The sequence below is a fragment of the Gilvibacter sp. CC01 genome (assembly GCF_055755295.1).
This window is the reverse complement of sequence record NZ_CM146909.1, coordinates 2,504,171-2,528,028: the sequence shown is the minus strand read 5'-3', so window position 1 is coordinate 2,528,028 and position 23,858 is coordinate 2,504,171. Positions and strand designations below refer to the sequence as shown.

The following is a 23,858-nucleotide window of genomic DNA, read 5'->3' as shown; positions in this document are numbered from 1 at the left end:
ATGAAAAAAACGTTCATCACTTTAGTAATGCTTTTAGCGGCAGTGAGCCTTTCTGCGCAAGAGAAGAAAATCGACTTTAAAAAAGGCACTTTAGAAATTTGCACCTCAGCCAAGATCCAGATCTCTGGCTATAATGGTGATCAAGTGGTCATAAAAAGCAATACCCCTGAGAATGTGTTCTACTCCGGAAAAGGGAATAGTTTTGTTATCAATGGCCAAGCTCGCGTGAACACAACCAGCACAGACTCTATCAGTTTCCTCTACTTTAGCAATTTTGACAAGGACAAAAAAGAAAAATCTAAAGGATTGAAGCCATTGGGAAGCAGTAAAGAAGATCACACCGCTGTAGACATGAACTTTGACATTCAGCAGTTTGGCAGCCGCTTAACCATTACCGACAAGCAGGTGGACAATCAATCCAATGTGTTATTTGTTAACAGTACATCTTACGAGATCTTGGTACCCAATTCGGTTAAACTGGTTATCGATACCGGCAAATGCAAGAAAAGTCAAAGCAGTAGACTTATTTTTTCTTCAGAGGCCTTAAAGATCGACAATTATGCCGGTGAGCTGATGATCTCTAGCCAGTACAAGGCCATTGAGCTAACCGATGTTAGCGGTCCTGCTCTAGTGAATACCCTTGGCGGTGATGTGAAGGTAGTATTTGACAAGAAGCGCCCAGACGAGCTCTTTTCAATAATTAGCAACGACGGCGATATAGATATCACCATGCCACAACTTAGCAAGATTAGCGCTAGCATAATCGGTCAAGAGATCTTAAGCAATCTTGATTTTAAGATCTTGCAAGAAGACTATCAAGTCAATCAAAAAATGGTCAACGCCGAGCTCAACGGTGGCGGCACCAAATTCGACATTAAAACAGAATTCGGAACCGTGTACTTGCGGAAGAAGTAATCTTGTTCAACAAGAACAAAAGAGCGCCTCAAAGCGCTCTTTTTTCTTTTTTGACATTTAGCCTTGCCACAATTAAGAATTTGAATAAATTTGCATCCTCTTACGGGGTGTAGCGTAGCCCGGTTATCGCGCCTGCTTTGGGAGCAGGAGGTCGCAGGTTCGAATCCTGCCACCCCGACAAAGGAAATCCAATGCCATTGGCATTGGATTTTTTGTTTTCTGAAACGTTGCAAGCTTACTTGCATAAGTGATTGGAAACAAAAAATCTAGAATGTCGCAAAGCGACATTTGGATTTCCTTTAGCATCTTCCCCAACTAAGGATCTTTTGCAACGCAAAAGAATCCAACGATAGTTACCTGTAAATAACTCAACACAAAATACTGAAACAGAAGGTCGCAGGCCGCTTCCGCGGTGTAGCTCAACCAAATGTCCACCGGACATTTGATTTTGCAAAGCAAAATGTTGGAGTAAAAGACCGCAGGTTCTTCCCCTTCGGGGGTGCTTCCGTCAAACGTCCACTGGACGTTCGGTTTTGCAAAAGGCAAAACTCCACTTCACCAACCTGTCCACCCCGACAAAGGAAATCCAATGCCATTGGCATTGGATTTCCATTAGCATCTTCCACACCACGAAGGATCATTGCCAAAAGCAAGGAATCCTTCTGAATTTATAACAGAGATTTCTCAAAATTCGCTAATTTCGCAGACCTAGTTCGGGATGTAGCTTAGTCCGGTTAAAGTGCTGGTCTGGGGGACCAGAGATCGGAGGTTCGAATCCTCTCATCCCGACAAAGAAAGCCAGCAATCATTGATTGCTGGCTTTTTGTTTTTAAAAGCGAGCAGAAACTTGTTTCTAGCGAGCATTGAAAACAAAAAAGCCTAAAAATCGCCTTGCGATTTTGGCTTTCTTTGAGCATCTTCCCCACCCAAGGATCAATCACAAAGTGATTGAATCCTCAATAAAAACAAAAGAAAATAAGGATCACGAGCGTAAGCGAGTAATCCTTTTGTTGTTACTTTTTAGCATACAACAGGGGCTTTCCAATGACATCTCGATACAATTTGCTGCGCAAATCACTCGATGTCCATAGCTTTCTGGCTTTCTTTGAGCATCTCCCCCACCAAGTATCATTGCCGCAGGCAATGAATCCCTTTGAAAGACCATCTACAAAATTTAGGCCTGCCGCTTCGCGGGTGCCTCAATCAAACGTCCACCGGACGTTTGGTTTTGCATGGTAAAACAACACTAGTTAATGTTTTTTGGGTTATCTTCTATAAATCCTTAGCAATCAATCCCGAATCTTTCTGCTAGCTCTACTATGAATAAAGATTCCTAATACTAAAAAGATGATTAAAAAAGGAATTCCAAAATAGGTTGCTAACGCTGGTGGAAAGGCCCAAACCAGACCGCTAATTGTGAGTAAAATCAAGACCCATTTACTAATATTCAATTGATCTGCCCAGTAAATATTAAAGCCAAGACTAAGAATACTCAATCCCCAAAGAACAGCTAAAAACGGAAAATCGTTTTCTTGCAATTCATTCTCAAATAAAAACATGAAAAACAAACCGAGATGGCTCAGGATGAAAAAGGTTCGGGCTAATATTTTGGTTGAATTCATGGGATTTCTGAATGGCGAAATAAAGATACCTAAAAGATACTCGTGGAGTTTTAAAATATGAAAAAATCCCCCGCGCCAGCGACCAAGAAACAGCGAAGAGCGCGGCCATGAAGTGCATTCAATGCTAATTCACGAGGCGCCAGAAAAAATCACCGCAAGAATTAAAAGGGAGTTCTTTTGGTATTTCATTTGTGTTTGCTGCTTTTTAAGGCCGATGATATAAGTCTTATTCGATAAAATTCTAGCTAGCGGCTGTGCGTGACTACTGTTGCCCACACCAGGCTGCGTAGTCATCTGCCAATGCCTTTATGTTCTTTTTGGATTTTGGGAAATAGGCACCAGCTTCAATTTTTTGCACGACCTCCTCACAAGCTTTAAAAAATTTCTTTGCCGATCGTTTAAAGGCTCTTTCGTTGTTGTAATTCAAAACGAAAGTTGAGGCATCTGAGGCTGCTTCCTCTTGGGTGCGCACATAGACTAACTGGCTAGGAAAAAAATGCTCTTCCCAATAAAAATCTTCAAACATCTGAATGGCGGCATTCTCGTAGCCGATTTTCTTTAGGCCGTTAGCTACCGCTCCCTTGATCCGCAGCGGATAAACGCGCAATGTATCCGATAAGTATTGGGCATCGGTGGAATACTCTACTTCCACCAGATCACGTGTAAGCATGACGATCTCGTTGTAATAGAATTCGGCATACTTAACGCGTATAGACTTCCAATCTTGGGTGATTTCTCCTTCTGGCTGTTGCTTGGCATAAACAATGCGGTTTTTGACCACAGGGTCCGGGAATCCAAAGCCCGTAACTATACTGTCGTTATCGGTTAGATACATCATCTTGACAAAGGCGTCAGACGGAAGATCTTTATTGAGTCCACGTTGTAAAAATTGTGCCTGTATACTCCAGGCCATAACTAGGTTTAAAACAGTAAGAAAAACGGTTTTTTTCATGTTCAATTTCAAAGGTAGATTTAGGCTAATAGATTTAATTATTATTCATACCCCAGTTCGGTAATGGCTTTATGGCTTATGGTTACCGCTTCCATAGGGGTCATGCCGTCAAAGGTCATATCTTGTTCTACAAAAAAGTACTTCATTCCTGCTTGCTCCTTTTTGGTCAAGTAGCTCGCAAAATCCAATTGTCCTTCACCAATTGGAGCAAATTGCCCAGCGCCGTCCATATCTTTTAAATGCCAAGCGACAAAACGCCCCGGATACTTTTCAAAATATTTCAGCGCATCTGCTTCGGCCTTAGCCGTCCAATAGAGGTCGATCTCAAAATTAACTACAGCAGGATCTGTATGCTCCAACAAATAATCCAAAACGACTACCCCATCGGCATCGGGTTTCAGTTCAAAATCGTGATTGTGATACAACAGTTTAATTCCTGCTGCCTTGCACTTTTCTCCTATGGTGTTCAAAATTTGAGCCAAATTCTCTGCTCCCCCAGTCATTCCCATACTACGGGTTTCCATATCAAAGGTAAAATGTCCCATAGGAGGAATCGGAATTACCAAATACTCGAATCCAACCGTTTTAAGATCAGCAATGATCTGGTCTGCATTTTCATAGGTAATACCACTTTGGTGAGAACTCACTGGCTCTAAACCAACTTCTCCTAGATAAGCCTTGAATTCCTCCGGACTCATTCCGTAAAACTTACCGTCTGCATAGCCAGCATCTTCTATATAATCATAGCCGAGCTCACTCACTTCTCGCAACACTTCTTTAGGTTTGGTCGCCATTGCGTCGCGAAGGGTGTAAAGCGCTATCCCTTCTGATTTCTCAGAATTTTCCTGATTACAGCTTAGAGATAAAAGTGCTACTACGGACACGACTAGGATTTTAAAAAAGATATTCATAGATATGAGTTAGTTGATGATAATTTTATTTTTGGTAACAGCTTCTAAAGATAAGAACTTAAGCCGTCTTAACGTATACCTCCACATCGATAGATCTACCGGCTTTCTGCTTGGCAGCCACTAGCGTTTTCTCGTGGGTAAAATCGAGCTTGGCCATGGCGCGCTTACAATTGATATTGTCGGTAACTCTATTTTTAATTCTCTTTTTGAGCTGCGGCTTTACCTGCGACCACAATTTCTTGGACCTCTTGTCGCTGTTCGGAGCTTAGCGATTCTTGTTCTTTCTTAGCATACTCTTGAATCTCAAAGGCAGTAAAAAGTGGCAAATGGTCAGAATCAACTGGCTTCAAAACTCGGAGTTGGTTAATACGAATACCCTTTGAATGAAAAAGCAGGTCCAAGGGAAAACGCAGCAGTGGCGATCTGGCCGGGAAGGTACTAAAGAAGCCACGCCCAATTCTCGCGTCCTTTAGCCTTGAAAGTTCCGCAAAACGCTTGGAAATTTGCGACCAACAGACCACATTAAAATCACCGGCCACTATTGTTGGACATTTTGATTCTGCTAGTAGCGCTGCCAATTTTAAGAGTTCGGCATCTTTTTGCTTGGCCGTTGGTTTCTCTGTAGGACTAGGTGGTGGCGGATGAATCCCCCAAAAACAAAAGCCACTACCGTTGGCTGTTCTCAGTTCCATGCGTACAGAAGGGTGCTCTTCTGATATCAAGTATTTGATCTCTCCTTGAATCATAGCTAGACGGGTGTAGCAATGCATTCCGTATTTATTGTCCTTCGGGATTTTTATATGCTGCGGATGTGTTTTTTCAAGGGATTCCATTGCTTTGTCCCAGTTGGAATCTGTCTCCATGAGTAAGACAATGTCTGGAGCTAATCGCTCCACCGGGTCTAGCACTTTTTGATAGGAGTTGTTCTGCTGCATCACATTAAGGCTCAAAAGCCGGATGCCATCCGAAGTAACTGCAAAAGATCCTTTAGAAAAATAAGGCGCCACCACCCGAAGCTGATAAATTATAGTTGCACCTATTGCTACAAGCCCAAATAAAATTGTACTACTCCACGCCTTAAAAGCAAAGAGCAATAGCACCAAAAAGAGTAAGATCGGTAAGGCTAAAAGCTGCAAGCGGATAAAATCAGAGAGTCTAAAGAACCAATGCCTTGAAGGTACCAACGGTAAGTATGAGAACACACATAGTATTGAAGCTAGTGCTAGCGTAATATGTGCCAGATTGGTAGTCATCGAACAAAAAATATAAACAATTCCCCGCTTTGAAGCAATAAAAAACCGCGGTCAAAACGCCGCGGAGATCTTTAAAATAAGGAAATGAAAGGCTCGCCTTTTAATTGATCCATGTAATGAAGATCAGGTATAAAGGCATGCCTAATGTTATATTAAAGGGAAAGGTCACTCCCAAGGCCATCGGTAGATACAAGCTCGGGTTCGCCTTTGGAGCAGCTAACTGCATGGCTGCAGGCACAGCTATGTAAGAGGCGCTAGCCGCCAGAATACTGAACAAGAATTGGTTTCCTATATTGTCTGTAAAGAGCGAACTAATATAGGCTGCCGTGAGTCCGTTTATAATTGGAACTACAATAGAGAACATCACCGCAAATTTCCCTTTCTTTAAAAAGCTCTTTAGTTTTCTCCCAGAAGTGATCCCCATATCCAATAGAAAGACCGCTAAAAATCCTTTAAAGATATCGGTGGTGAAGGGTTTTATCCCTTGGGCTTGTTCATCGCTGGCCAAAAGACCTATGATCAAACTCCCGGTGATCAACAAAACAGATCCGTTGGTAACCGCATGTTTTACGTGCTCTCCAACCTTTGGCTTACCGCGTGTTGCACTAAACAGAGCTATGAGCAATACCCCCACTACTATAGAAGGAGCTTCCATCAGGGCCATCACTGCCACCATATGGCCGCCAAATGCAATGTGTTCCATCTCCAAAAATGAAATGGCCGTTACAAAGGTCACTGCACTAACCGAACCGTAGGAAGCAGCGATCGCTCCTGAATTTGAAACATCAAAACGCTGTCTTAATACAAAAAATGCGATGAGCGGAATAACGGTGGCAAGAACGACCCCAAACAAGAGGGAGTAAGCGATTTCGGCACTCCAAGTGCTGTGCGCCAGTTCTTGCCCACCCTTAAACCCTATTGAGAATAACAGGTAGAGTGATATGAATTTTGCAGAAGTTGAAGGGATGGCCAGATCGCTTTTTAGTTGTACTGCAATGATTCCCAAAAAGAAAAACAATAAGGCCGGGTTGGTCAGGTTATCTATCAGCAAATGCAAGTCCATAATCTCTGTGTGGCTAACTCTTGGTGATTAATCCTCAATAAGTTCCAATTCAATAGTCCCGTTGATGCGGAATCGCTTTTGTGTCGATTCTTTTAGGTTGATAAACGCACGAACATGCTGTTTTTCGGCTTCCAGTTCTTGGATGCGTCCGTCCGGAAAACGGGTATCTGCACAAAGGTCTCCCTCACAGGCAGCCAAGCGTTGCAATTTGTGAAAGTTGATCTTCTCGTTCAAGAGTGCATTGATAAGGTCTTGCGCTTCTTGAGCAGTGAAATTTCCGTCGATGAGTTTGAATTTTTGAGTTACGGGAGTTAAAGTTTCCATAGATTTTGATTTATTCTTTTGATTTTTGATTTATAGCGCGTAATTCGGCCGAAAAGGCTTGTCTTTGGGTTGATGCTAAACAGCCCAGACACAATAGAATGAAGCCAACGCTTAGCAGTTCCTCTAAAAACATGCCTCCAGAATTCACAGCAGCATTGAGTAAAAGGCCGTAAGAAATAAGCCCCAAGGCCACATTCCATTGCCTTCTTTTTATTTTTCCCAGACTCTTGCTCGCCGTTTTGCTAAGACTTTGACTGCGCGCTTGTAAATGTTGATTCATGTTGATTTCTTTTTCTTGCGCTGCAAATATCCTGTGAAATAATTATATATTTTTATTTATCTTTATAATGTTTTACATTAATAAATATTATGAACTACACTTTACATCAACTGCAGATTTTCCTCAAAATCGCTGAATTAAAGAGCATTACCAAGGCATCTGAGGCACTCTATCTAACCCAACCCGCGGTGAGCATTCAGCTTAAAAAATTTCAGGATCAGTTCTCAATTCCACTGACAGAAATTGTTGGCAGACAGTTGTATGTCACCGATTTTGGACAAGAGATCGCCCAGGCAGCTCAGACGATCTTGGACCAAGTTGAGCAGATCAATTACAGGAGTCAGGCGTTTCAAGGACAGATCTCAGGTAAACTTAAGATCGCTATAGTTTCTACGGCCAAATATCTAATGCCTTATTTTTTGTCAGAATTCATGCAGCAGAACAAAGCCGTTGATCTGGATATGAATGTGACAAATAAAGCTACTGTGGTGAATAGTTTAGAGAGTAACGAAGTGGATTTTGCCATGGTGTCTGTCATTCCAGATCAAATCAAACTCGAACGTGTAGAACTAATGCAAAATAAACTCTTCTTGGTTGGAGGACAACGTTACGAAGCAGATGGCAGACCCAGTGGAAAAAAAGTGCTAACGGAATTGCCTTTGATCTACAGGGAGCGCGGTTCTGCAACGAGAGCGGCTATGGAAGAATTCATAAGTAAAAACAAGCTTCCGACCTCTAAAAACATCACCTTACAATCCAATGAAGCCCTTAAGCAAGCTGTTATCTCGGGTATTGGATATTCGATCATGCCGCTAATTGGAATCCGAAACGATTTGCAAAATGGAGATTTACAGATTATACCCTATCAAGGATTACCGGTAAAGACCACTTGGAACTTGGTTTGGCGTTCCGCCAAGAAGCTTTCGCCCGTTGCTGAAGCATATTTGAACTATGTAAATGACAATAAAGACAGAATCATCAAAGACACTTTTGATTGGTTCGAAAAGTATTGATCTCCAAAGACAGATTTTGTAAATTAGATTAAAATTTACCCTATGCGTTTTTTCTTGATGATAGTATCCGCAGCAGCAATGCTTAGCTGCCGCTCGGAGCATAAAGACCCAAATGATGGCCTTGCTTTAGACAGTGGCACTACAAGCAGCTATCGTATAGAGACCGTGGTGCCTGAGCTCAATAATCCCTGGGGTATGACTTGGCTGCCAGACGGTGCTATGCTAATCACAGAAAAAAGTGGGGAACTCATCCATTTTAAGGACGGTAAGAAAACGCAAATACAAAACATACCCGAAATTTATGTGCGCGGGCAGGGAGGATTTTTAGATGTGGTATTGCACCCAAATTACAAGACCAACGGTTGGATCTATTTCACCCACGCCTCTAGCGAAGGAGGTGGCGAAGGAGGTAACACCAAATTGATCCGCGCCAAATTAGATGGTGATCGTTTGACCAATATTGAATCCTTGTACAAAGCCATGCCCAACACTACCAAAGGGCAGCATTTTGGTTCTCGTGTAGCGTTCGACAAGGAGGGATACCTCTATTTCAGCGTAGGAGATCGCGGGAATCGCGATGTGAATCCTCAAGATATTGGTAGAGATGGCGGAAAGATCTACCGCCTGCACGACGATGGTCGCATCCCGGCAGACAATCCATTTGTAGGCGTATCAGGGGCCAAAGAGGCTGTTTTTTCATACGGACACCGCAACCCACAAGGCATGGACGTTCACCCACTTACCGGTGAGATCTGGACCCATGAACACGGCCCTAAAGGAGGCGATGAAGTGAACATTATAAAAAAAGGGGCAAACTACGGTTGGCCTGTTATTTCCTATGGCGTGAATTACAGCGGAACTTCCTTTACAGACCTTACCGAAAAAGAAGGCATGGAGCAGCCTGTACATTATTGGGTCCCTTCTCTAGCTCCTTGTGGTATGGCCTTTGTAACGGGCGATAAATTCCCAGCTTGGAAGAATCAATTGCTGGTAGGTAGCCTAAAATTCAATTATGTGGAGTTGCTCAAACTCGATGGTAACAAAGTTATTGGGCGCGAAAAAATCGCAGACGGAATTGGCCGGGTTCGCAACGTAAGAGTCGGGCCAAATGGTTATATTTACATCGCTCTGGAAGGCCAGGGAATAGTACGATTATTACCCAATTAAACATCAATTAACACAATCAAAATGAAGAAATTATTGCTTTTAGCTACCGTATTTGCCAGTTTAGTCGCTTGTAAATCAGACCAAAAAGAAGAGAACGATCAAAGTTCTGGTGTGAAATTGGGCGGACAAAAAACCTCAACCAGCAAAGCTGATCTAAAGGCTAGCATGGAACGCGGTGAAGAAGTCTATACCAGTCTTTGCGTGGCTTGTCACATGGGGAACGGCCAAGGTATAAAAGGTGCTTTTCCTCCTTTGGACGGTTCTAATTGGCTAACCGAAAAACGCGCGGAAAGTATTCACAGTGTCAAATACGGGCAACAAGGTGAGATCGTAGTAAACGGAGAAACCTACAATGGTGTAATGGCGCCTCTTGGCCTTAGTGATCAGGAAGTTGCAGATGTCTTGAACTACGTGATGAATTCTTGGAGTAACACCCAAGACAAAATGGTGACCGTAGAGGAGGTAAAAGCTGTTACAAAATAAGCAGAAAACCCTTTTGATTTGGCCGCAAAAAAAGGCCAAAACCCCTACTTTTGCACAAACAAAGCACGCATGTTGATTATTGGCATTGCCGGAGGAACAGGAAGTGGTAAAACCACTGTGGTGAACCAGATCGTAGAAGAACTGCCAGAGGCAGAATTGGCGGTGATCACACAAGATTCCTATTATAAAGACACCAGCGAGCTCACTTATGAGCAGCGGGTGAAGATCAATTTTGACCATCCGAATTCTATTGATTTTCCTTTGCTTATTGAGCACGTTAAAAAGCTCAAGGCGGGAGCAGCCATAGATCAGCCGGTATATTCTTTTAAAGAACACAACCGCACGGGAGAAACCATTACTATTTCGCCAAAACCAGTCATAATAGTAGAAGGCATCTTAGTACTCACTCAACCGGAACTGCGGGATCTTTTTGACATCAAGATCTTTGTAGACACTGACAGTGACGAGCGCCTCATTCGCAGACTAAAACGCGACATTTGCGAACGCGGCAGGGATCTCATCGAGGTGTTAGATCGATATCAGACAACCTTGAAGCCCATGCATCAGCAGTTCATAGAGCCTAGCAAGGCTTATGCGGATATCATCATCCCGACCCATCGTTATAATACGGTTGCCGTAGATATCGTTAGAACAATAATTAACGAGCGCTTGTCTTAATGAAGCAAAAATTCGAGCATATCACCGCTAGCAAATGGTTCAAATGGTTGACCAACAAATATGTGTTGATCGCCTTGATCTTTGCCGTTTGGATGCTCGCCTTTGACTCCAACAATTTCTTTATCCATCAAGAACTCAATCAAGAGATAGAAACCTTAGAGGGCACCACCGAAAAGTATCAGCAAGACATTGCAACAGATAAAGAACAGTTGGAAAAATTACAAGACACCAACGAACTGGAAAAATACGGTCGCGAGGCTTATTATCTTAAAAAAGAGAACGAAGACATCTTCATTATAACCCATCAAGACAGCACGGAGCAAAAGCCATGAGTGAAGAACTATTTGAGCAATTCGATCCGGTTTCCGCCAAACAATGGAAACAAAGCATACAAGCAGGCCTAAGAGGAGCAGATTACAACGAAACACTGCTCACCCAGACGCCTGAAGGCATTACCATTAAACCTTTCTACAACGCAGAGACTACGACAAACAATTACGAGGTCTCCTACCCGGAGAATTGGTTGGTAACTCAGGCTATTTTTGTGCACGACACGCGTGTAGCACGAGGTTTGATGCTTAAAAGTATAGCTGGTGGTGCAGAAGCTATCTTGTTACAAGCCAAAACGGTTTTCAATGCCGCAGCCCTTTTTGAAGGACTGCAACTAGCGGGCATAACACTCTATTGCGATTTTGATTTTTATACTTCGGATTTTCTCAAGGATTTTACCACTGCGGCGCAGCAAAGCGGAGCTGAGGTGCATTTAGGTATAGATATCATTGGACACTTGGCGCGTAGCGGGAATTGGATTCACAGCAATGAGCAAGACCACCAACTCTTAATTGAAAATATAAAGACGCCATTGGCCTCTGGCCTTGGCGTACATATAGACAACTACGGAAACGCCGGAGCTAATGCTATGCAGCAATTGGCCTATGGTTTGGCGCACACCAATGAATATCTGAATTATTTAGCCCAAAAAGACGCCTTGCCTGCGGAGCTATCCATTTCTTATCACTGGTCCATAGGACCAAACTACTTTATGGAGATCGCCAAGTTCAGAGCTTTTAAACTTTTATTGGCCAGTCTTCAGCACGAATACGACACCAATATTCGAGGGGTGCATTTGGCACGTCCTTCGCGCCGCAACAAAACCATCTATGACCCAAATGTAAATATGCTTAGAACTACGACAGAGTGCATGAGCGCTGTCTTAGGAGGTGTAGACGCCGTTTGTAATCTGCCTTACGATACAGTTTACCACAAAAGCAATGATTTTGGGGAGCGCATTTCTAGAAATCAATTGCTGATCCTAAAACACGAAAGCTATTTTGATCAGGTGATCAATGCTGCGGATGGGGCCTATTTTATTGAAGATCTAACCAAAGACCTAGCGGAAAAAGCTTTGGAGGTATTTAAACAGATCGAAGCGAGCGGCGGTTTTATCAAGGCCTTAAAAGCAGGAACAATCCAACGTAAAATAAAGGAGCAAGCCAAAGCTGCTCAGGAAGCATTCGACAATAATACGCTTCCGCTTCTAGGGACGAATCTCTACCCAAAATCCGACGAAAAAGTTGGACAAACTGTGGAATTGTATCCCTTCTTAAAACAAGAACAAAGAAAGACCATAATAGAACCTTTGATCATTAAAAGAATTGCAGAAAATCATGAAAAAAACAGATTGGATAATGAGTAAAAAAGGATTTGTTATAACAATTTGCAGTCTGCTTCTTCTGGGAAGTTGTTCGGAGCCCATGGAGTATCGTCATCAAGACAAACCCCAAGCGGTAAGCTGTTCAGGATCGAATTTAAAGCTTATGCATGAGGCCTTATACAGCTTTGAAGAGGCGATATCAGAACATTACAACTTTCGCAATTACAGCCCGACCACTGCAACCTACAAACAGAATGGCTATGCACAGTTCATGTATGCTGGCATTACCGATACAGCACCTTTTGTAGAGATCATGGACGAACATTCTCAAACGGTTGCCAAAGTGATCAGCGATAGAGACGAACTTTGGGTTAAAAAAGACGGACAGTACGCTGTGAATTACAAGAGTCAGTTTGTTTCTTGTCTGGTAGCAGGTATCGACGATACGGAGATCCGCGAGATCTTACAATCGCTTATAGAGGCCGATGCTATAGAATCTCGACTTTTGGCCCCACCCTTACGCAAAAGAGCCGTAAACACCGTAAATGACCCAGAACTTGCAATGGTAGTGGCCTTAGAAGCCTATTATAAGAATTTGCTAAATCGCAACTTGCATTTAAGCTACGGGAATGAGTAGAAAAGACCTGCAAAATATCAGCCTAAAAAGTACCGTTCCTACATCGAAAAAAGGCGTTAAGACCTATGATACCGCAGAAGATATCCAGGTAAAATCAGTCTATGGGCCAGAAGACCTAAGTTCGTTAAAGCACTTGAATTTTGCTGCTGGGATCCCGCCCTATTTACGCGGTCCCTACCCGACCATGTACGTACAGCGCCCTTGGACCATACGGCAGTATGCTGGTTTTTCTACTGCGGAGGAAAGTAACGCTTTTTACCGCCGCAATCTCGCTGCTGGTCAAAAAGGACTTTCTGTAGCCTTTGACCTGCCTACCCATCGTGGCTATGACAGTGATCACGAACGGGTGGTTGGCGATGTAGGTAAAGCCGGAGTAGCTATAGATAGTGTGGAAGACATGAAGATCCTTTTTGATGGGATCCCTTTGGACAAAATGAGCGTCTCTATGACCATGAATGGAGCGGTATTGCCCATTATGGCCTTTTATATCGTTGCCGCCCAGGAACAAGGTGTAGCCTTGGAGCAGCTCTCTGGAACCATTCAGAACGATATCTTAAAGGAATTCATGGTGAGAAACACTTATATCTATCCGCCTGCACCTTCTATGAAGATCATCTCCGACATCTTTGAGTTCACCGCTGCTAAGATGCCCAAATTCAACTCCATTAGTATTTCTGGTTACCATATGCAGGAGGCTGGAGCTACTTGTGATATTGAGCTGGCCTACACCCTTGCAGACGGATTGGAATATATAAGAACCGGCATTGCAGCCGGAATGAATATAGACAGTTTTGCCCCTCGCCTCTCTTTTTTCTGGGCGGTTGGGATGAATCACTTTATGGAGATCGCTAAAATGCGTGCTGGGCGTATGCTCTGGGCAAAGATCGTTTCTGAGTTTAAACCAAGTAATCCTAAATCACTGACCTTACGCACCCACAGCCAGACCAGCGGTTGGAGTCTAACAGAACAAGATCCTTTTAACAATGTGGCTCGCACCTGCATCGAGGCTGCAGCGGCAGCCTTTGGCGGGACCCAATCTTTACACACTAACGCATTGGACGAGGCTATTGCCTTGCCTACAGATTTCTCTGCGCGTATTGCCAGAAACACACAGATCTATCTGCAACAAGAAACAGGTATCACTAAAACAGTGGACCCTTGGGCAGGGAGTTATTACGTAGAGCGATTAACCAAGGATATTGCAGATAAGGCTTGGAGTTTGATCCGAGAAGTTGAAGAACTAGGTGGAATGACCCAGGCCATAGAAGCTGGAATTCCTAAGCTTCGCATAGAAGAAGCTGCAGCGCGCAAACAAGCGCGAATTGACAGTGGCCAAGACGTGATAGTTGGCGTGAACAAATACCGTTTGGAGCAAGAAGATCCAATACACATCTTAGATGTTGACAACCAAAAAGTGCGTGCCGCCCAAATGGTGCGTTTGCAGCAGATCAAGTCTACCCGTGATAATGAAGCGGTATCTAACTGTTTAGATCGCATTACCGCTGCTGCGAACTCGGGTGAAGAAAATTTACTAGCTTTAGCTGTAGAAGCCGCAAAAGCGCGAGCTACCCTGGGTGAGATCAGTGATGCGCTGGAAGCTTCTTTTGGACGTTATAAAGCACAAATCAGATCATTTAGCGGCGTGTATAGCAAAGAGATTAAAAAAGACCCAACTTTCGAAAAAGCCAGAACCATGGCAGATGAATTTGCAGCCCTTGAAGGCCGTAGACCTCGCATAATGATCGCTAAAATGGGCCAGGACGGGCACGACCGCGGTGCAAAAGTTGTCGCCACCGGTTATGCAGACGTTGGTTTTGACGTAGACATAGGTCCACTATTTCAAACACCTGCGGAAGCGGCTAAGCAAGCAGTAGAGAACGATGTGCATATTCTTGGAGTTTCATCTTTGGCAGCTGGCCATAAAACCTTAGTGCCTCAAGTTATCGAAGAGCTTAAAAAATACGGGCGCGAAGATATAATGGTAATTGTTGGAGGAGTTATCCCCGTACAGGACTATCAATTCTTGTTCGATGCGGGAGCTGTGGCGGTATACGGACCAGGAACACGCATTGCAGACGCCGCTATCGAAATGTTAGAGATCTTGATAGACTCAGTTAATTAGATCATGGATTACATTTTAAAATCTAAACGTCTTGGTTTTCGACCTTGGACGCAAGATGACCTGCCACTACTCAGACGTTTAAATCAGGATCCGAAGATCATGGAGCACTTTCCAGGGGCTCTTGAAGAAGAGGTAGTACAAATCTTTTTCAAGCGTCTGCAAGACAGTTTCACAACCAATGGCTATTGTTATTTTGTGGTTGATCTTTTAGAAACAGGAGAAGCCATAGGGATGATCGGACTTATGAACCAAGACTACGATTCCGAATTCACACCTAGTGTAGATATCGGTTGGCGAATTGTACCTGAACATTGGCGTAAAGGTTTGGCCTCAGAAGGTGCAAAAGCTATGCTAGAACAAGCGCATGAACTTTGTAAGGCAGAAGATATTTACGCTTTCGCTACCCTAGCAAATACCGGTTCCATCAAGGTCATGGAGCGAATCGGGATGTGTTTTGCCGGAAGCTTTGACCATCCCAAACTATTGGATTATCCAGACTTGAAAACTTGTGTCGCTTATCTATGGAAAGTCAATAAGTCGAAATAATTTTATTATGCATGCATAGCTTTTAGTAAGAAAAGCGTAAATTTGAACAAAACAGCAACTCATGAATTATTCAGCTAAAATGATGCGCGATGATGCGCTCCAAGGAAAAGTTATCGTAGTGACCGGTGGTGGCTCCGGATTGGGAAAATCTATGACCCGTTATTTCTTGGAACTAGGCGCCAAGGTAGTTATCACTTCTAGAAACCAAGAAAAACTAGAAGCTGCCAAAGCCGAACTTGAAGCCGAGACCGGCGGACAGGTCCTCCCATTAGCCTGCGATGTTCGCGATTATGAAGCTGTAGAGAATGTGTTAGCCAAGACGGTTGAGGCCTTTGGAAGTCCCGATATACTGCTCAACAATGCTGCAGGGAACTTTATTTCACCCACCGAGCGCCTTTCTGCCAATGCCTTTGATACCATTATCGACATTGTTCTAAAGGGAACCAAGAACTGCACTTTAGCTTTTGGTAAATATTGGATCGCTCAAAAAGAGACCAACAAAACCGTTTTGAATATCGTGACCACCTATGCTTGGACAGGCTCTGCTTATGTAGTACCGAGTGCTACAGCAAAAGCTGGAGTATTGGCTATGACTCGTTCCTTAGCAGTTGAATGGGCCAAATACGGAATACGCTTTAACGCAATTGCCCCTGGGCCTTTTCCTACCAAAGGAGCTTGGGATCGTTTATTGCCTGGAGAACTTAAAGAGAAGTTCGATCTGGCCAAGAAAGTACCACTAAACCGCGTTGGCGATCACCAAGAACTGGCGAATCTCGCCGCCTATCTGGCCTCTGACTTTTCGCATTATCTCAATGGAGAAGTAATAACCATAGACGGAGGAGAATGGCTTAAAGGTGCTGGACAATTCAATTTGTTAGAGGAGATCCCTCAAGAAATGTGGGACATGCTCGAAATGATGATCCGATCTAAGAAGAAAAAGTAAAAGACTGCCATATCTTGACGTAATTCGGGCCTTAAACCACACCCAAGGCTTGTTAAAAAGTACGTTTTGCCCAGGTTTTACTGTTCACTTCCTGTTAACAATTAGGCTTTCCAATACGGGCGAATAATTGTATTTTTAAATTCTCAAAACGGAAACTACTTATGGGTAAAATTATCGCTGTGGCCAATCAGAAAGGAGGTGTCGGAAAGACGACCACCTCGGTTAATCTGGCCGCCTGTTTGGGCGTACTGGAGCAATCGGTATTGCTTATAGATGCCGACCCTCAGGCCAACAGCACTTCTGGCCTGGGTATAGAAGTAGCTCAAGTCCAACAAGGTACTTATCAGCTTTTGGAGCACACAGCTGGTGCGGACGAAGTTATTGTCAAAACGGATTCCCCAAATCTCGATCTGATCCCAGCGCATATCGATCTTGTTGCTATTGAGATAGAACTCGTCGACAAAGAAGCTAGAGAATATATGCTCAAACGAGCCATAGAGGATCTAAAATCGCGTTACGATTATATCATTATCGATTGCGCGCCCTCGCTTGGACTTTTAACCTTGAACGCACTTACTGCTGCAGATTCTGTTATGATTCCAATTCAATGTGAGTATTTCGCATTAGAGGGTTTGGGCAAACTCTTGAACACTATTAAAAGTGTACAGAAAATCCACAATGCAGACTTGGACATTGAAGGTTTGTTGTTAACCATGTACGATTCGCGCCTGCGCTTGAGCAATCAAGTCGTAGAAGAGGTTCGTAAGCACTTTGATCAAATGGTTTTTGAGACAATTATACAGCGCAATGTGCGTTTAAGTGAAGCGCCTAGCTATGGAGAAAGCATCATTAGTTACGACGCTGGTAGTAAAGGTGCCAATAATTACTTAAGTTTGGCTCAAGAACTCATTGAAAAAAATAGCAATTAATGGCCAAGGCGACGAAAAAGCAGGCATTAGGGAGAGGGCTTTCGGCTTTGTTGAAGGATCCGGAGAACGATATCAATTCCGTTAGTGATAAGAATGCCGATAAGGTAGTTGGTAATATCGTTGAGCTGGAATTGGACTTTATCGAAGTAAACCCTTTTCAGCCAAGAACCAGCTTTAACGAAGAGCACTTGCGCGAATTGGCTAGCTCCATTAGAGAGTTAGGGGTTATTCAGCCCATCACTGTTCGTAAACTGGCCTTTAACAAATACCAATTGGTTTCTGGGGAGCGCCGTTTTAGGGCCTCCAAGCTTTTAGGCTTAGAGACCATTCCGGCCTATATCCGCATTGCCAACGATCAGGAGTCTTTAGAAATGGCCTTGGTTGAGAACATTCAGCGGCAAGATCTCGATCCGATAGAGATCGCCCTGTCCTACCAACGTCTGATCGAAGAGATAGACCTCACCCAAGAAGCACTTTCAGATCGGGTGGGTAAAAAGCGTTCTACCATTGCCAATTATCTAAGGTTGCTCAAATTGGATCCCATAATCCAAACCGGCATGCGCGATGGCTTTATAAGCATGGGGCACGGTCGAGCCTTGATCAATATAGAAGACACAGAAACACAGTTAGATATCTACGAAAAGATCATCGATAAGAATCTTTCGGTCCGCGCTACAGAAGCTTTAGTAAGAAGTTTTAAGGATCCTGAGGCGACACCTAGCAAAACTGTAAAAGCACTTCCTGCAGCCGCCAAGAAATACAACGCCAGTTTAGGAGCTTTCTTAAGCGCCAAGACCAGCATCAACATGAACGCTAAAGGCAAAGGAAAGCTCGTAATTCCATTTGATTCTGAAGCGGATTTGGAACGTATTGCCAAACGTATTCAAGGTGAAGACTAAATTAGTACTGCTTTTTCTTGTTCTTTTTACTGCGGAGCTTGGCTGGGCGCAAGACGATGAGCTCGATGTGCGCGTTAAAGATACTGTTGCTGTAAATACTGCTACCCTACTCGGCTACGATCCCTTAGCACCTTCTAAGGCGGCCTTTTATTCGGCAGTACTGCCAGGTCTCGGGCAAGCCTACAACAAAAAATACTGGAAGATCCCTATCGTTTACGCCGGAATAGGAACTGGAATCTATTTTTGGATCCAACAAGATCAAGAATACGACCGTTTTAGAAATGCCTTTAAACGCCGTTTGGCTGGTTTTACGGACGACGAGTTCTACGGAGATGGACAAACACCCTTGGTTTCTAATGACCGCTTAATAGACGCTCAACGACAGGCGCAAAAGAACAAAGACATTAGTCTTATCGTAGCGGTTGCCTTTTACCTTGTGAACATTATAGATGCTAATGTAGATGCCCATCTGCGCCAATACAACATCAACGACGACCTTTCACTAACACCTCAACTTCAGATAGACCCAGTCTCTACTCAGGCTACTTATGGATTGAGTTTAAGATTCAACTTCGGACAAGAATGAAAATAGCCCTGCTCGGATACGGAAAAATGGGGCAAACCATAGCCCGTCTTGCCAAAGAAAATAGACACGAAATAGTAGTGGCCACCAACGACAGCAGCAGCATTAGCGATTTTAACGGAGCCGAAGTAGCCATAGATTTTTCTATCCCGACAGCGGCCTACAATAACATCAAATTCGCTTTAGATACTGGCGTTCCAGTGATCTCGGGAACCACGGGCTGGTTAGAAGAATTACCGCGTATAGAATCTTACTGTCAAGAAAAGAAGGGGGCATTCTTATACGCCTCCAATTTTAGTGTAGGCGTGAATATCTTCTTTGCCATAAATAAAAAATTGGCAGAATTGATGGGGCAACAGCCGCAGTACCAATCGCAGATCACAGAGATCCATCACACCCAAAAGCTGGACAAACCCAGCGGTACAGCCATCACCCTCGCCGAACAAGTACTAAAGTTTTCACAAAAGCAGGCATGGACGTTACAAAACAACAACCCCAACGACTTATGGATCGATTCCATACGAGAAGGAGACGTAAAAGGTACGCATCATGTGCAGTACAAATCCGCAGTAGACACCTTGACCATTAGTCATGAGGCGCACAGCAGAGATGGCTTTGCTTTAGGAGCCATCTACGCCGCTCAATGGATCATTGGCAAACAGGGCGTGTTTAGTATGCAGGATGTATTAAACCTGAGTTAAAGCCCTATATTTGAACCAAATTATAAGTAAACTAGCAGTCTAAAAAGCAACGCATGACTTTCGAAGGTCTTTTACTATTCATTCTCGCCGTACAGATCATTCACTTTGCAGGAACCTGGAAACTTTATCAGAAAGCGGGCAGACAGGCCTGGGAAGCCGCTATCCCGTTATACAATGCTGTGATCTTAATGAAGATCATTAACCGGCCTTGGTGGTATACGATCTTGTTGTTTGTGCCAATAGTAAATCTAATTATGTTCCCGGTAGTCTGGGTAGAGACCCTGCGCAGCTTTGGCCGAAATTCCAACACTGATACCCTCTTAGGGGTGGTGACCTTAGGGTTCTATATCTACTATATCAATTACGGCGTAGATGTCACACATATTCCAGATCGTTCTTTGCAGCCTCGCACTGTTGCTGGAGAATGGATCAGCTCTATTTTATTTGCCGTAGTAGCAGCAACCTTGGTGCATACCTATTTTATGCAACCTTTTACCATTCCAACATCTTCCTTGGAAAAAACGCTTTTGGTGGGTGATTATCTCTTTGTAAGTAAGTTTCACTACGGAGCACGTACGCCTATGACACCAATCTCTTTCCCTATGGTACACGATACGGTGCCTTTGGTTAACAGCAAATCGTACAGTCCGCAGCTAAATTCACCCTATTTACGCATGCCGGGCTTTCAAAAGATAGAGCGCAACGACATCGTGGTTTTTAACTGGCCGGTAGATACCGTAAACATAGTTAGCGCCCCTAATGACGGCAGGTTCCACTACAAACCCATAGACAAGAAAACCAATTATGTAAAACGCTGTGTAGGCCTCCCTGGCGACTCGCTAGAAGTACGCAACGGCTATGTCTTTGTGAACGGAGAGCAAAATGTATTGCCAGAGCGAGCGAAGTTGCAATTTGGTTATGTAGTCTACACCAAAGAAGCTTTGACAGAAAGCGACATAGATTATATTAGAAAGCGCTTTGACATTACAGATATAATTCCGGAATACCGTCAGCCAAATACCTATTATATGCAGATCACCGACGCGACTCTGGAGCAATTCAGGAACTTCGCCAAGGTATTACAAGTGGAGTCTTTGCGCAACTATGAGGAGGACAGGAAATGGTCTCGTGATATCTTTCCTTATGATCCGCGCTACCCGAACAACAACGTACATTTTGGACCCATCTATATTCCTAAAAAAGGCGCTACTGTTGCCATAACGCCAGAGAGCGTTGGTTTTTACAAGCGCATTATAGAAGTGTACGAAGGCTATGAGATGGGGGTTAATCAAAGCATACGTGTGACCAAAGACGAAGTGCTACTCAACGAACGTCCTATCACAGAATACACTTTCTTGCAAGACTACTACTGGATGATGGGTGACAACCGAAACAACAGTGAAGATTCGCGTACATGGGGTTATGTGCCCTTTAACCACGTGGTTGGTAAACCAGTATTCGTATGGATGAGCATCGATGGGCAAGCCCGTGGTTTGGCCAATAAATTCCGTTGGGAACGCTTTTTCACCACCGTAGGTGGATCCGGGCAGCCTGTCTCCTACTTTAAGATCTTCTTGGGACTCTTGGTTGCGTGGTTTGTATTCAGTTTCTTTAGAAAACGACGTAAGCAAAAGGCCTAAGCTCTGATGAAATCGGCACTCATCCATCCGGCCTATTTTGGGAATATCGCCTTGTGGAACGTGATCTTAAAGGCAGAATCCTTGCTTTTAGAGCGCTGTGACAACTATCAAAAACAAACCTATCGCAATCGCTTGTATATTGCCCACAGCAATGGCAAACTCGGTTTAAATATCCCGGTGAAGCACAGCAAAGATGGCGAGCGTCAAAAAACCGCCACAGTTTCTATTGAGAATAACTTCCACTGGCAGCGCGATCATTGGCGTAGCTTGGAGGCAGGGTATCGTAGTTCACCTTTCTTTGAATTTTATGAGGATGAGATAAAACCCTTCTTTGACCAAAAGCATAAGCGGCTCTTTGATTGTAACTTAGAAAGTATGAAGCTGGTCGCGGAGCTCATAGGTATTCCGTTTAAGTACGAGTTTACACAAAGTTATGCCACAGATCCAGATCCAGGCGAAATTAACGACCATCGAATCTTGGTGCGCTCTAAAAAAGTACCAGAAATACCAACTCCTCCCTACCATCAGGTACACCAAAACCAGCACGGATTTTTAAATAATTTGAGTGTTTTAGACCTACTTTTCAATCTAGGCCCGGAAAGCGTTAGCTACTTAGAAAACTTGGAATTCTGATCATTCCCAACCCACTACACCTAGAATGGGCGCGTGATCGCCAAAAGGCCTGTCTAAGGTTTTAAAACTGTTGATCTTAAGCTCCTTATCGGCAAAGATGTAGTCGATCCGAATAGGATAAAAATCAAAGGTAAAAGTACTTCCCAATCCCGAACCTGCCTCTGCATAGGCATCTTGATAATCTAAGGCAAACTTCCGGTACACATAGCTAAAGGCTGTATTATTGAGATCCCCTCCCATAATAACCGGATAACCAGATTGCTGGCTGTGTGCTAAAACCTCCACTGCCTGTTCTTGCTGCTGTTTAAAAGCTTCGCTTATGCGACGTCTTATCAAATTCCCAGAACCTTCTTGTAAGTTGGCCACACTGGGTGATATTTTAAAGGACTGCAAGTGTACATTGTAGACCCTGAGGGTGTCTTGGTGGGCGACGATATCAGCAAAAAGTGCATTATTCCCTGTCTTATTAAAGTCAAAAGCTCCTTTATTTATTATTGGATGTTTAGAGAATATAGCATGCCCCAAACGCCTATTTCCTTTGAAATGGGTGTAACGATGCGCAAACAATTCGAACGGATTGCTTTCTAGCTTATAGAATTCTTGTAAAAGAAGAACATCGGGTTGGTGATCATCGATAAGCTGTTGCATCTTTTTGATTACATCCGGATCTGGATTTTCACGATATGCTTCGAACAACTCCACATTAAAGGAAAGTACCTTTAAAGATTTGGCTGTAGTGGTCTGCTCGCCCGATCCCCAGCCCCAAAAGGCATTGAAATGAAAATAGGCAACTATAAGTAGTACAAAAGAAACCCAAATTCGTTTCTTAAGACGAAACAACCAATAGATCACAAAAGCAAAGTTGATCGCCAACAATGGTGAAACTAGTAGCGAAAGCGCGCTGAGCAGTGGGAAACTATCCGGAGCAATATAAGGGGTAAGAAAAGACAGTGTCAGCAAAATTGCTGCCACAACATTTAGCGCGTAAAGGATTTTATCGATCAGTTTCAATGATCGCGGATTTTTTTTAATTCGAGTCATTCCCCGCTTTGAACAAGAAGTCCTTTTCGGCCTTGCTCAAGGAGTCATAACCACTCTTTCCGATCTTGTCCAAAATGGCATCGATCTTCTTTTGCTGCTCGTCTTTAGATTCTTTAGCCTTGGCACTACTTTGCCGCGGACCTTGAGGATTGCGGTGCACTTTTTTAAAAGGCCGCTTTTTACGCGGGCTAAAATAGCTCACCAAGCTATCCATTAAACGTTCAAAACCAGCTCCTATATTATTGCCTTTGGCCAATTGTTTGGCATAAGTATAACCAAAGATGGCACCACCCATGTGCGCCATTAAGCCCCCAGCATTATCTGAAGCGGGCAAAGCAATCAAATCTTTCAAAACAAAGAACGCAGCAATCTGCCAAAGCTTTATGTTAAACATAAAAACGCGCATTTCTGCATTTGGCGTATATGTCGCTATAAAAACCATTATGGCAAAAACTGCTGCAGAGGCTCCTTGTAAGTTACCAACAGTAAAATCGTTAAAGGCAGGGAACAAATTAAAGGCCAGTATGGTAAGGGCTCCTCCCGCCACTCCTCCGAGTAAATAAAGGGTCAATAAGGTTTTTTCTTTGAACAGATTGAGCACTATATTCCCAAACCAATACAAGATAAGCATGTTCCAGAAAATATGCCAAAAACCACTGTGCAAAAAGGCATAGCTAAAGAAGGTCCATGGTTTATAGAGAAAATCCCAAGTCTGTAAAGGAAGTACGAACCAAGACTTCAGATCGGCCTCATTCAGCCTAAAAATAAAGGCGCCTAAATAGAAGACAAAAAAGACTATGGCATTGACCACTATGAGTTTGATCAATACACTAGACATTCTGTATTTCTGTAAAAGGTCTTGCGCCATT

At 43.5% G+C, this 23,858-nt stretch carries 26 protein-coding genes and 2 tRNA genes; 19 read left to right on the top strand and 9 right to left on the bottom strand.

What is annotated here, in order from left to right; genetic code table 11:
* The 3 genes from AC0J2F_RS11975 to AC0J2F_RS11965 all read left to right on the top strand — a co-directional run bounded on the left by AC0J2F_RS11975 (nt 1) and on the right by AC0J2F_RS11965 (nt 1,704).
* The gene (locus AC0J2F_RS11975; RefSeq protein ID WP_473007856.1) at nt 1-915 is read left to right on the top strand and encodes a hypothetical protein; all 915 of its coding nucleotides are present in this window, start codon (nt 1-3) and stop codon (nt 913-915) included.
* 103 nt (nt 916-1,018) lie between these two features.
* Nucleotides 1,019-1,093, top strand: a tRNA-Pro gene (locus AC0J2F_RS11970).
* A 536-nt stretch (nt 1,094-1,629) separates the two neighbouring features.
* Nucleotides 1,630-1,704, top strand: a tRNA-Pro gene (locus AC0J2F_RS11965).
* 500 nt (nt 1,705-2,204) lie between these two features.
* On the opposite strand, the gene AC0J2F_RS11960 is transcribed toward AC0J2F_RS11965, so the two are convergent.
* The 7 genes from AC0J2F_RS11960 to AC0J2F_RS11930 all read right to left on the bottom strand — a co-directional run bounded on the left by AC0J2F_RS11960 (nt 2,205) and on the right by AC0J2F_RS11930 (nt 7,320).
* On the bottom strand, nt 2,205-2,537 hold the full coding sequence (locus AC0J2F_RS11960) for a hypothetical protein (protein ID WP_473007855.1): 333 nt from the start codon (nt 2,535-2,537) through the stop codon (nt 2,205-2,207).
* Nucleotides 2,538-2,799: 262 nt separating this feature from the next.
* Nucleotides 2,800-3,489, bottom strand: coding sequence for a hypothetical protein (locus AC0J2F_RS11955; RefSeq protein ID WP_473007854.1), 690 nt, complete (start codon nt 3,487-3,489; stop codon nt 2,800-2,802).
* Between the two features lie 41 nt (nt 3,490-3,530).
* Nucleotides 3,531-4,400, bottom strand: coding sequence for a sugar phosphate isomerase/epimerase family protein (locus AC0J2F_RS11950; protein WP_473007853.1), 870 nt, complete (start codon nt 4,398-4,400; stop codon nt 3,531-3,533).
* A gap of 194 nt (nt 4,401-4,594) precedes the next feature.
* Complete coding sequence (locus AC0J2F_RS11945) at nt 4,595-5,653, bottom strand: endonuclease/exonuclease/phosphatase family protein (RefSeq protein WP_473007852.1); 1,059 nt, start codon at nt 5,651-5,653, stop codon at nt 4,595-4,597.
* A 100-nt stretch (nt 5,654-5,753) separates the two neighbouring features.
* Complete coding sequence (locus tag AC0J2F_RS11940; RefSeq protein ID WP_473007851.1) at nt 5,754-6,716, bottom strand: sodium-dependent bicarbonate transport family permease; 963 nt, start codon at nt 6,714-6,716, stop codon at nt 5,754-5,756.
* 27 nt (nt 6,717-6,743) lie between these two features.
* Nucleotides 6,744-7,040, bottom strand: a complete 297-nt coding sequence (locus tag AC0J2F_RS11935) for a hypothetical protein (RefSeq protein WP_473007850.1) — start codon at nt 7,038-7,040, stop codon at nt 6,744-6,746.
* A gap of 10 nt (nt 7,041-7,050) precedes the next feature.
* Entirely contained in the window at nt 7,051-7,320 is a 270-nt protein-coding gene (locus tag AC0J2F_RS11930) for a hypothetical protein (RefSeq protein ID WP_473007849.1), read from the bottom strand.
* A gap of 89 nt (nt 7,321-7,409) precedes the next feature.
* Between AC0J2F_RS11930 and AC0J2F_RS11925 the strand changes: the two genes are divergently transcribed.
* From AC0J2F_RS11925 to AC0J2F_RS11850, 16 genes are all read left to right on the top strand, one after another.
* On the top strand, nt 7,410-8,333 hold the full coding sequence (locus tag AC0J2F_RS11925) for a LysR family transcriptional regulator (protein WP_473007848.1): 924 nt from the start codon (nt 7,410-7,412) through the stop codon (nt 8,331-8,333).
* Nucleotides 8,334-8,375: 42 nt separating this feature from the next.
* Nucleotides 8,376-9,500 (top strand): PQQ-dependent sugar dehydrogenase, encoded by a 1,125-nt coding sequence (locus tag AC0J2F_RS11920; RefSeq protein WP_473007847.1) that lies wholly within the window; start codon nt 8,376-8,378, stop codon nt 9,498-9,500.
* A gap of 21 nt (nt 9,501-9,521) precedes the next feature.
* Nucleotides 9,522-9,983 carry a c-type cytochrome gene (locus AC0J2F_RS11915; protein ID WP_473007846.1) on the top strand — a complete coding sequence of 154 codons (462 nt, stop codon included), beginning with the start codon at nt 9,522-9,524 and terminating at the stop codon, nt 9,981-9,983.
* Between the two features lie 69 nt (nt 9,984-10,052).
* On the top strand, nt 10,053-10,661 hold the full coding sequence (gene udk / locus AC0J2F_RS11910; protein ID WP_473007845.1) for a uridine kinase: 609 nt from the start codon (nt 10,053-10,055) through the stop codon (nt 10,659-10,661).
* Nucleotides 10,661-10,993 (top strand): FtsB family cell division protein, encoded by a 333-nt coding sequence (locus tag AC0J2F_RS11905; protein WP_473007844.1) that lies wholly within the window; start codon nt 10,661-10,663, stop codon nt 10,991-10,993. Before udk ends, AC0J2F_RS11905 begins: the two co-directional genes overlap by 1 nt.
* Complete coding sequence (locus AC0J2F_RS11900; protein WP_473007843.1) at nt 10,990-12,357, top strand: methylmalonyl-CoA mutase subunit beta; 1,368 nt, start codon at nt 10,990-10,992, stop codon at nt 12,355-12,357. Before AC0J2F_RS11905 ends, AC0J2F_RS11900 begins: the two co-directional genes overlap by 4 nt.
* Nucleotides 12,350-12,952: a hypothetical protein gene (locus AC0J2F_RS11895; protein ID WP_473007842.1), complete on the top strand. Its 603-nt coding sequence runs from the start codon at nt 12,350-12,352 to the stop codon at nt 12,950-12,952. Before AC0J2F_RS11900 ends, AC0J2F_RS11895 begins: the two co-directional genes overlap by 8 nt.
* The gene (scpA, locus tag AC0J2F_RS11890) at nt 12,945-15,074 is read left to right on the top strand and encodes a methylmalonyl-CoA mutase (RefSeq protein ID WP_473007841.1); all 2,130 of its coding nucleotides are present in this window, start codon (nt 12,945-12,947) and stop codon (nt 15,072-15,074) included. Before AC0J2F_RS11895 ends, scpA begins: the two co-directional genes overlap by 8 nt.
* A gap of 3 nt (nt 15,075-15,077) precedes the next feature.
* On the top strand, nt 15,078-15,620 hold the full coding sequence (locus AC0J2F_RS11885; protein ID WP_473007840.1) for a GNAT family N-acetyltransferase: 543 nt from the start codon (nt 15,078-15,080) through the stop codon (nt 15,618-15,620).
* 61 nt (nt 15,621-15,681) lie between these two features.
* Entirely contained in the window at nt 15,682-16,563 is an 882-nt protein-coding gene (locus AC0J2F_RS11880) for an SDR family oxidoreductase (protein ID WP_473007839.1), read from the top strand.
* Nucleotides 16,564-16,724: 161 nt separating this feature from the next.
* Entirely contained in the window at nt 16,725-17,492 is a 768-nt protein-coding gene (locus AC0J2F_RS11875; RefSeq protein ID WP_473007838.1) for a ParA family protein, read from the top strand.
* The gene (locus AC0J2F_RS11870) at nt 17,492-18,391 is read left to right on the top strand and encodes a ParB/RepB/Spo0J family partition protein (protein WP_473007837.1); all 900 of its coding nucleotides are present in this window, start codon (nt 17,492-17,494) and stop codon (nt 18,389-18,391) included. Before AC0J2F_RS11875 ends, AC0J2F_RS11870 begins: the two co-directional genes overlap by 1 nt.
* On the top strand, nt 18,381-18,977 hold the full coding sequence (locus AC0J2F_RS11865; protein WP_473007836.1) for a DUF5683 domain-containing protein: 597 nt from the start codon (nt 18,381-18,383) through the stop codon (nt 18,975-18,977). The genes AC0J2F_RS11870 and AC0J2F_RS11865 overlap by 11 nt, the downstream gene beginning before the upstream one ends.
* A complete protein-coding gene (dapB, locus tag AC0J2F_RS11860) occupies nt 18,974-19,675 on the top strand; it encodes a 4-hydroxy-tetrahydrodipicolinate reductase (RefSeq protein ID WP_473007835.1) in 702 nt (233 codons plus the stop codon). The genes AC0J2F_RS11865 and dapB overlap by 4 nt, the downstream gene beginning before the upstream one ends.
* A gap of 53 nt (nt 19,676-19,728) precedes the next feature.
* Nucleotides 19,729-21,315: a signal peptidase I gene (gene lepB, locus AC0J2F_RS11855; RefSeq protein WP_473007834.1), complete on the top strand. Its 1,587-nt coding sequence runs from the start codon at nt 19,729-19,731 to the stop codon at nt 21,313-21,315.
* Nucleotides 21,316-21,321: 6 nt separating this feature from the next.
* Entirely contained in the window at nt 21,322-21,948 is a 627-nt protein-coding gene (locus AC0J2F_RS11850; protein WP_473007833.1) for a WbqC family protein, read from the top strand.
* On the opposite strand, the gene AC0J2F_RS11845 is transcribed toward AC0J2F_RS11850, so the two are convergent.
* Complete coding sequence (locus AC0J2F_RS11845; protein WP_473007832.1) at nt 21,949-22,989, bottom strand: endonuclease/exonuclease/phosphatase family protein; 1,041 nt, start codon at nt 22,987-22,989, stop codon at nt 21,949-21,951.
* Nucleotides 22,976-23,857 carry a rhomboid family intramembrane serine protease gene (locus AC0J2F_RS11840; RefSeq protein WP_473007831.1) on the bottom strand — a complete coding sequence of 294 codons (882 nt, stop codon included), beginning with the start codon at nt 23,855-23,857 and terminating at the stop codon, nt 22,976-22,978. The genes AC0J2F_RS11845 and AC0J2F_RS11840 overlap by 14 nt, the downstream gene beginning before the upstream one ends.
* Nucleotide 23,858: the final 1 nt, after the last annotated feature.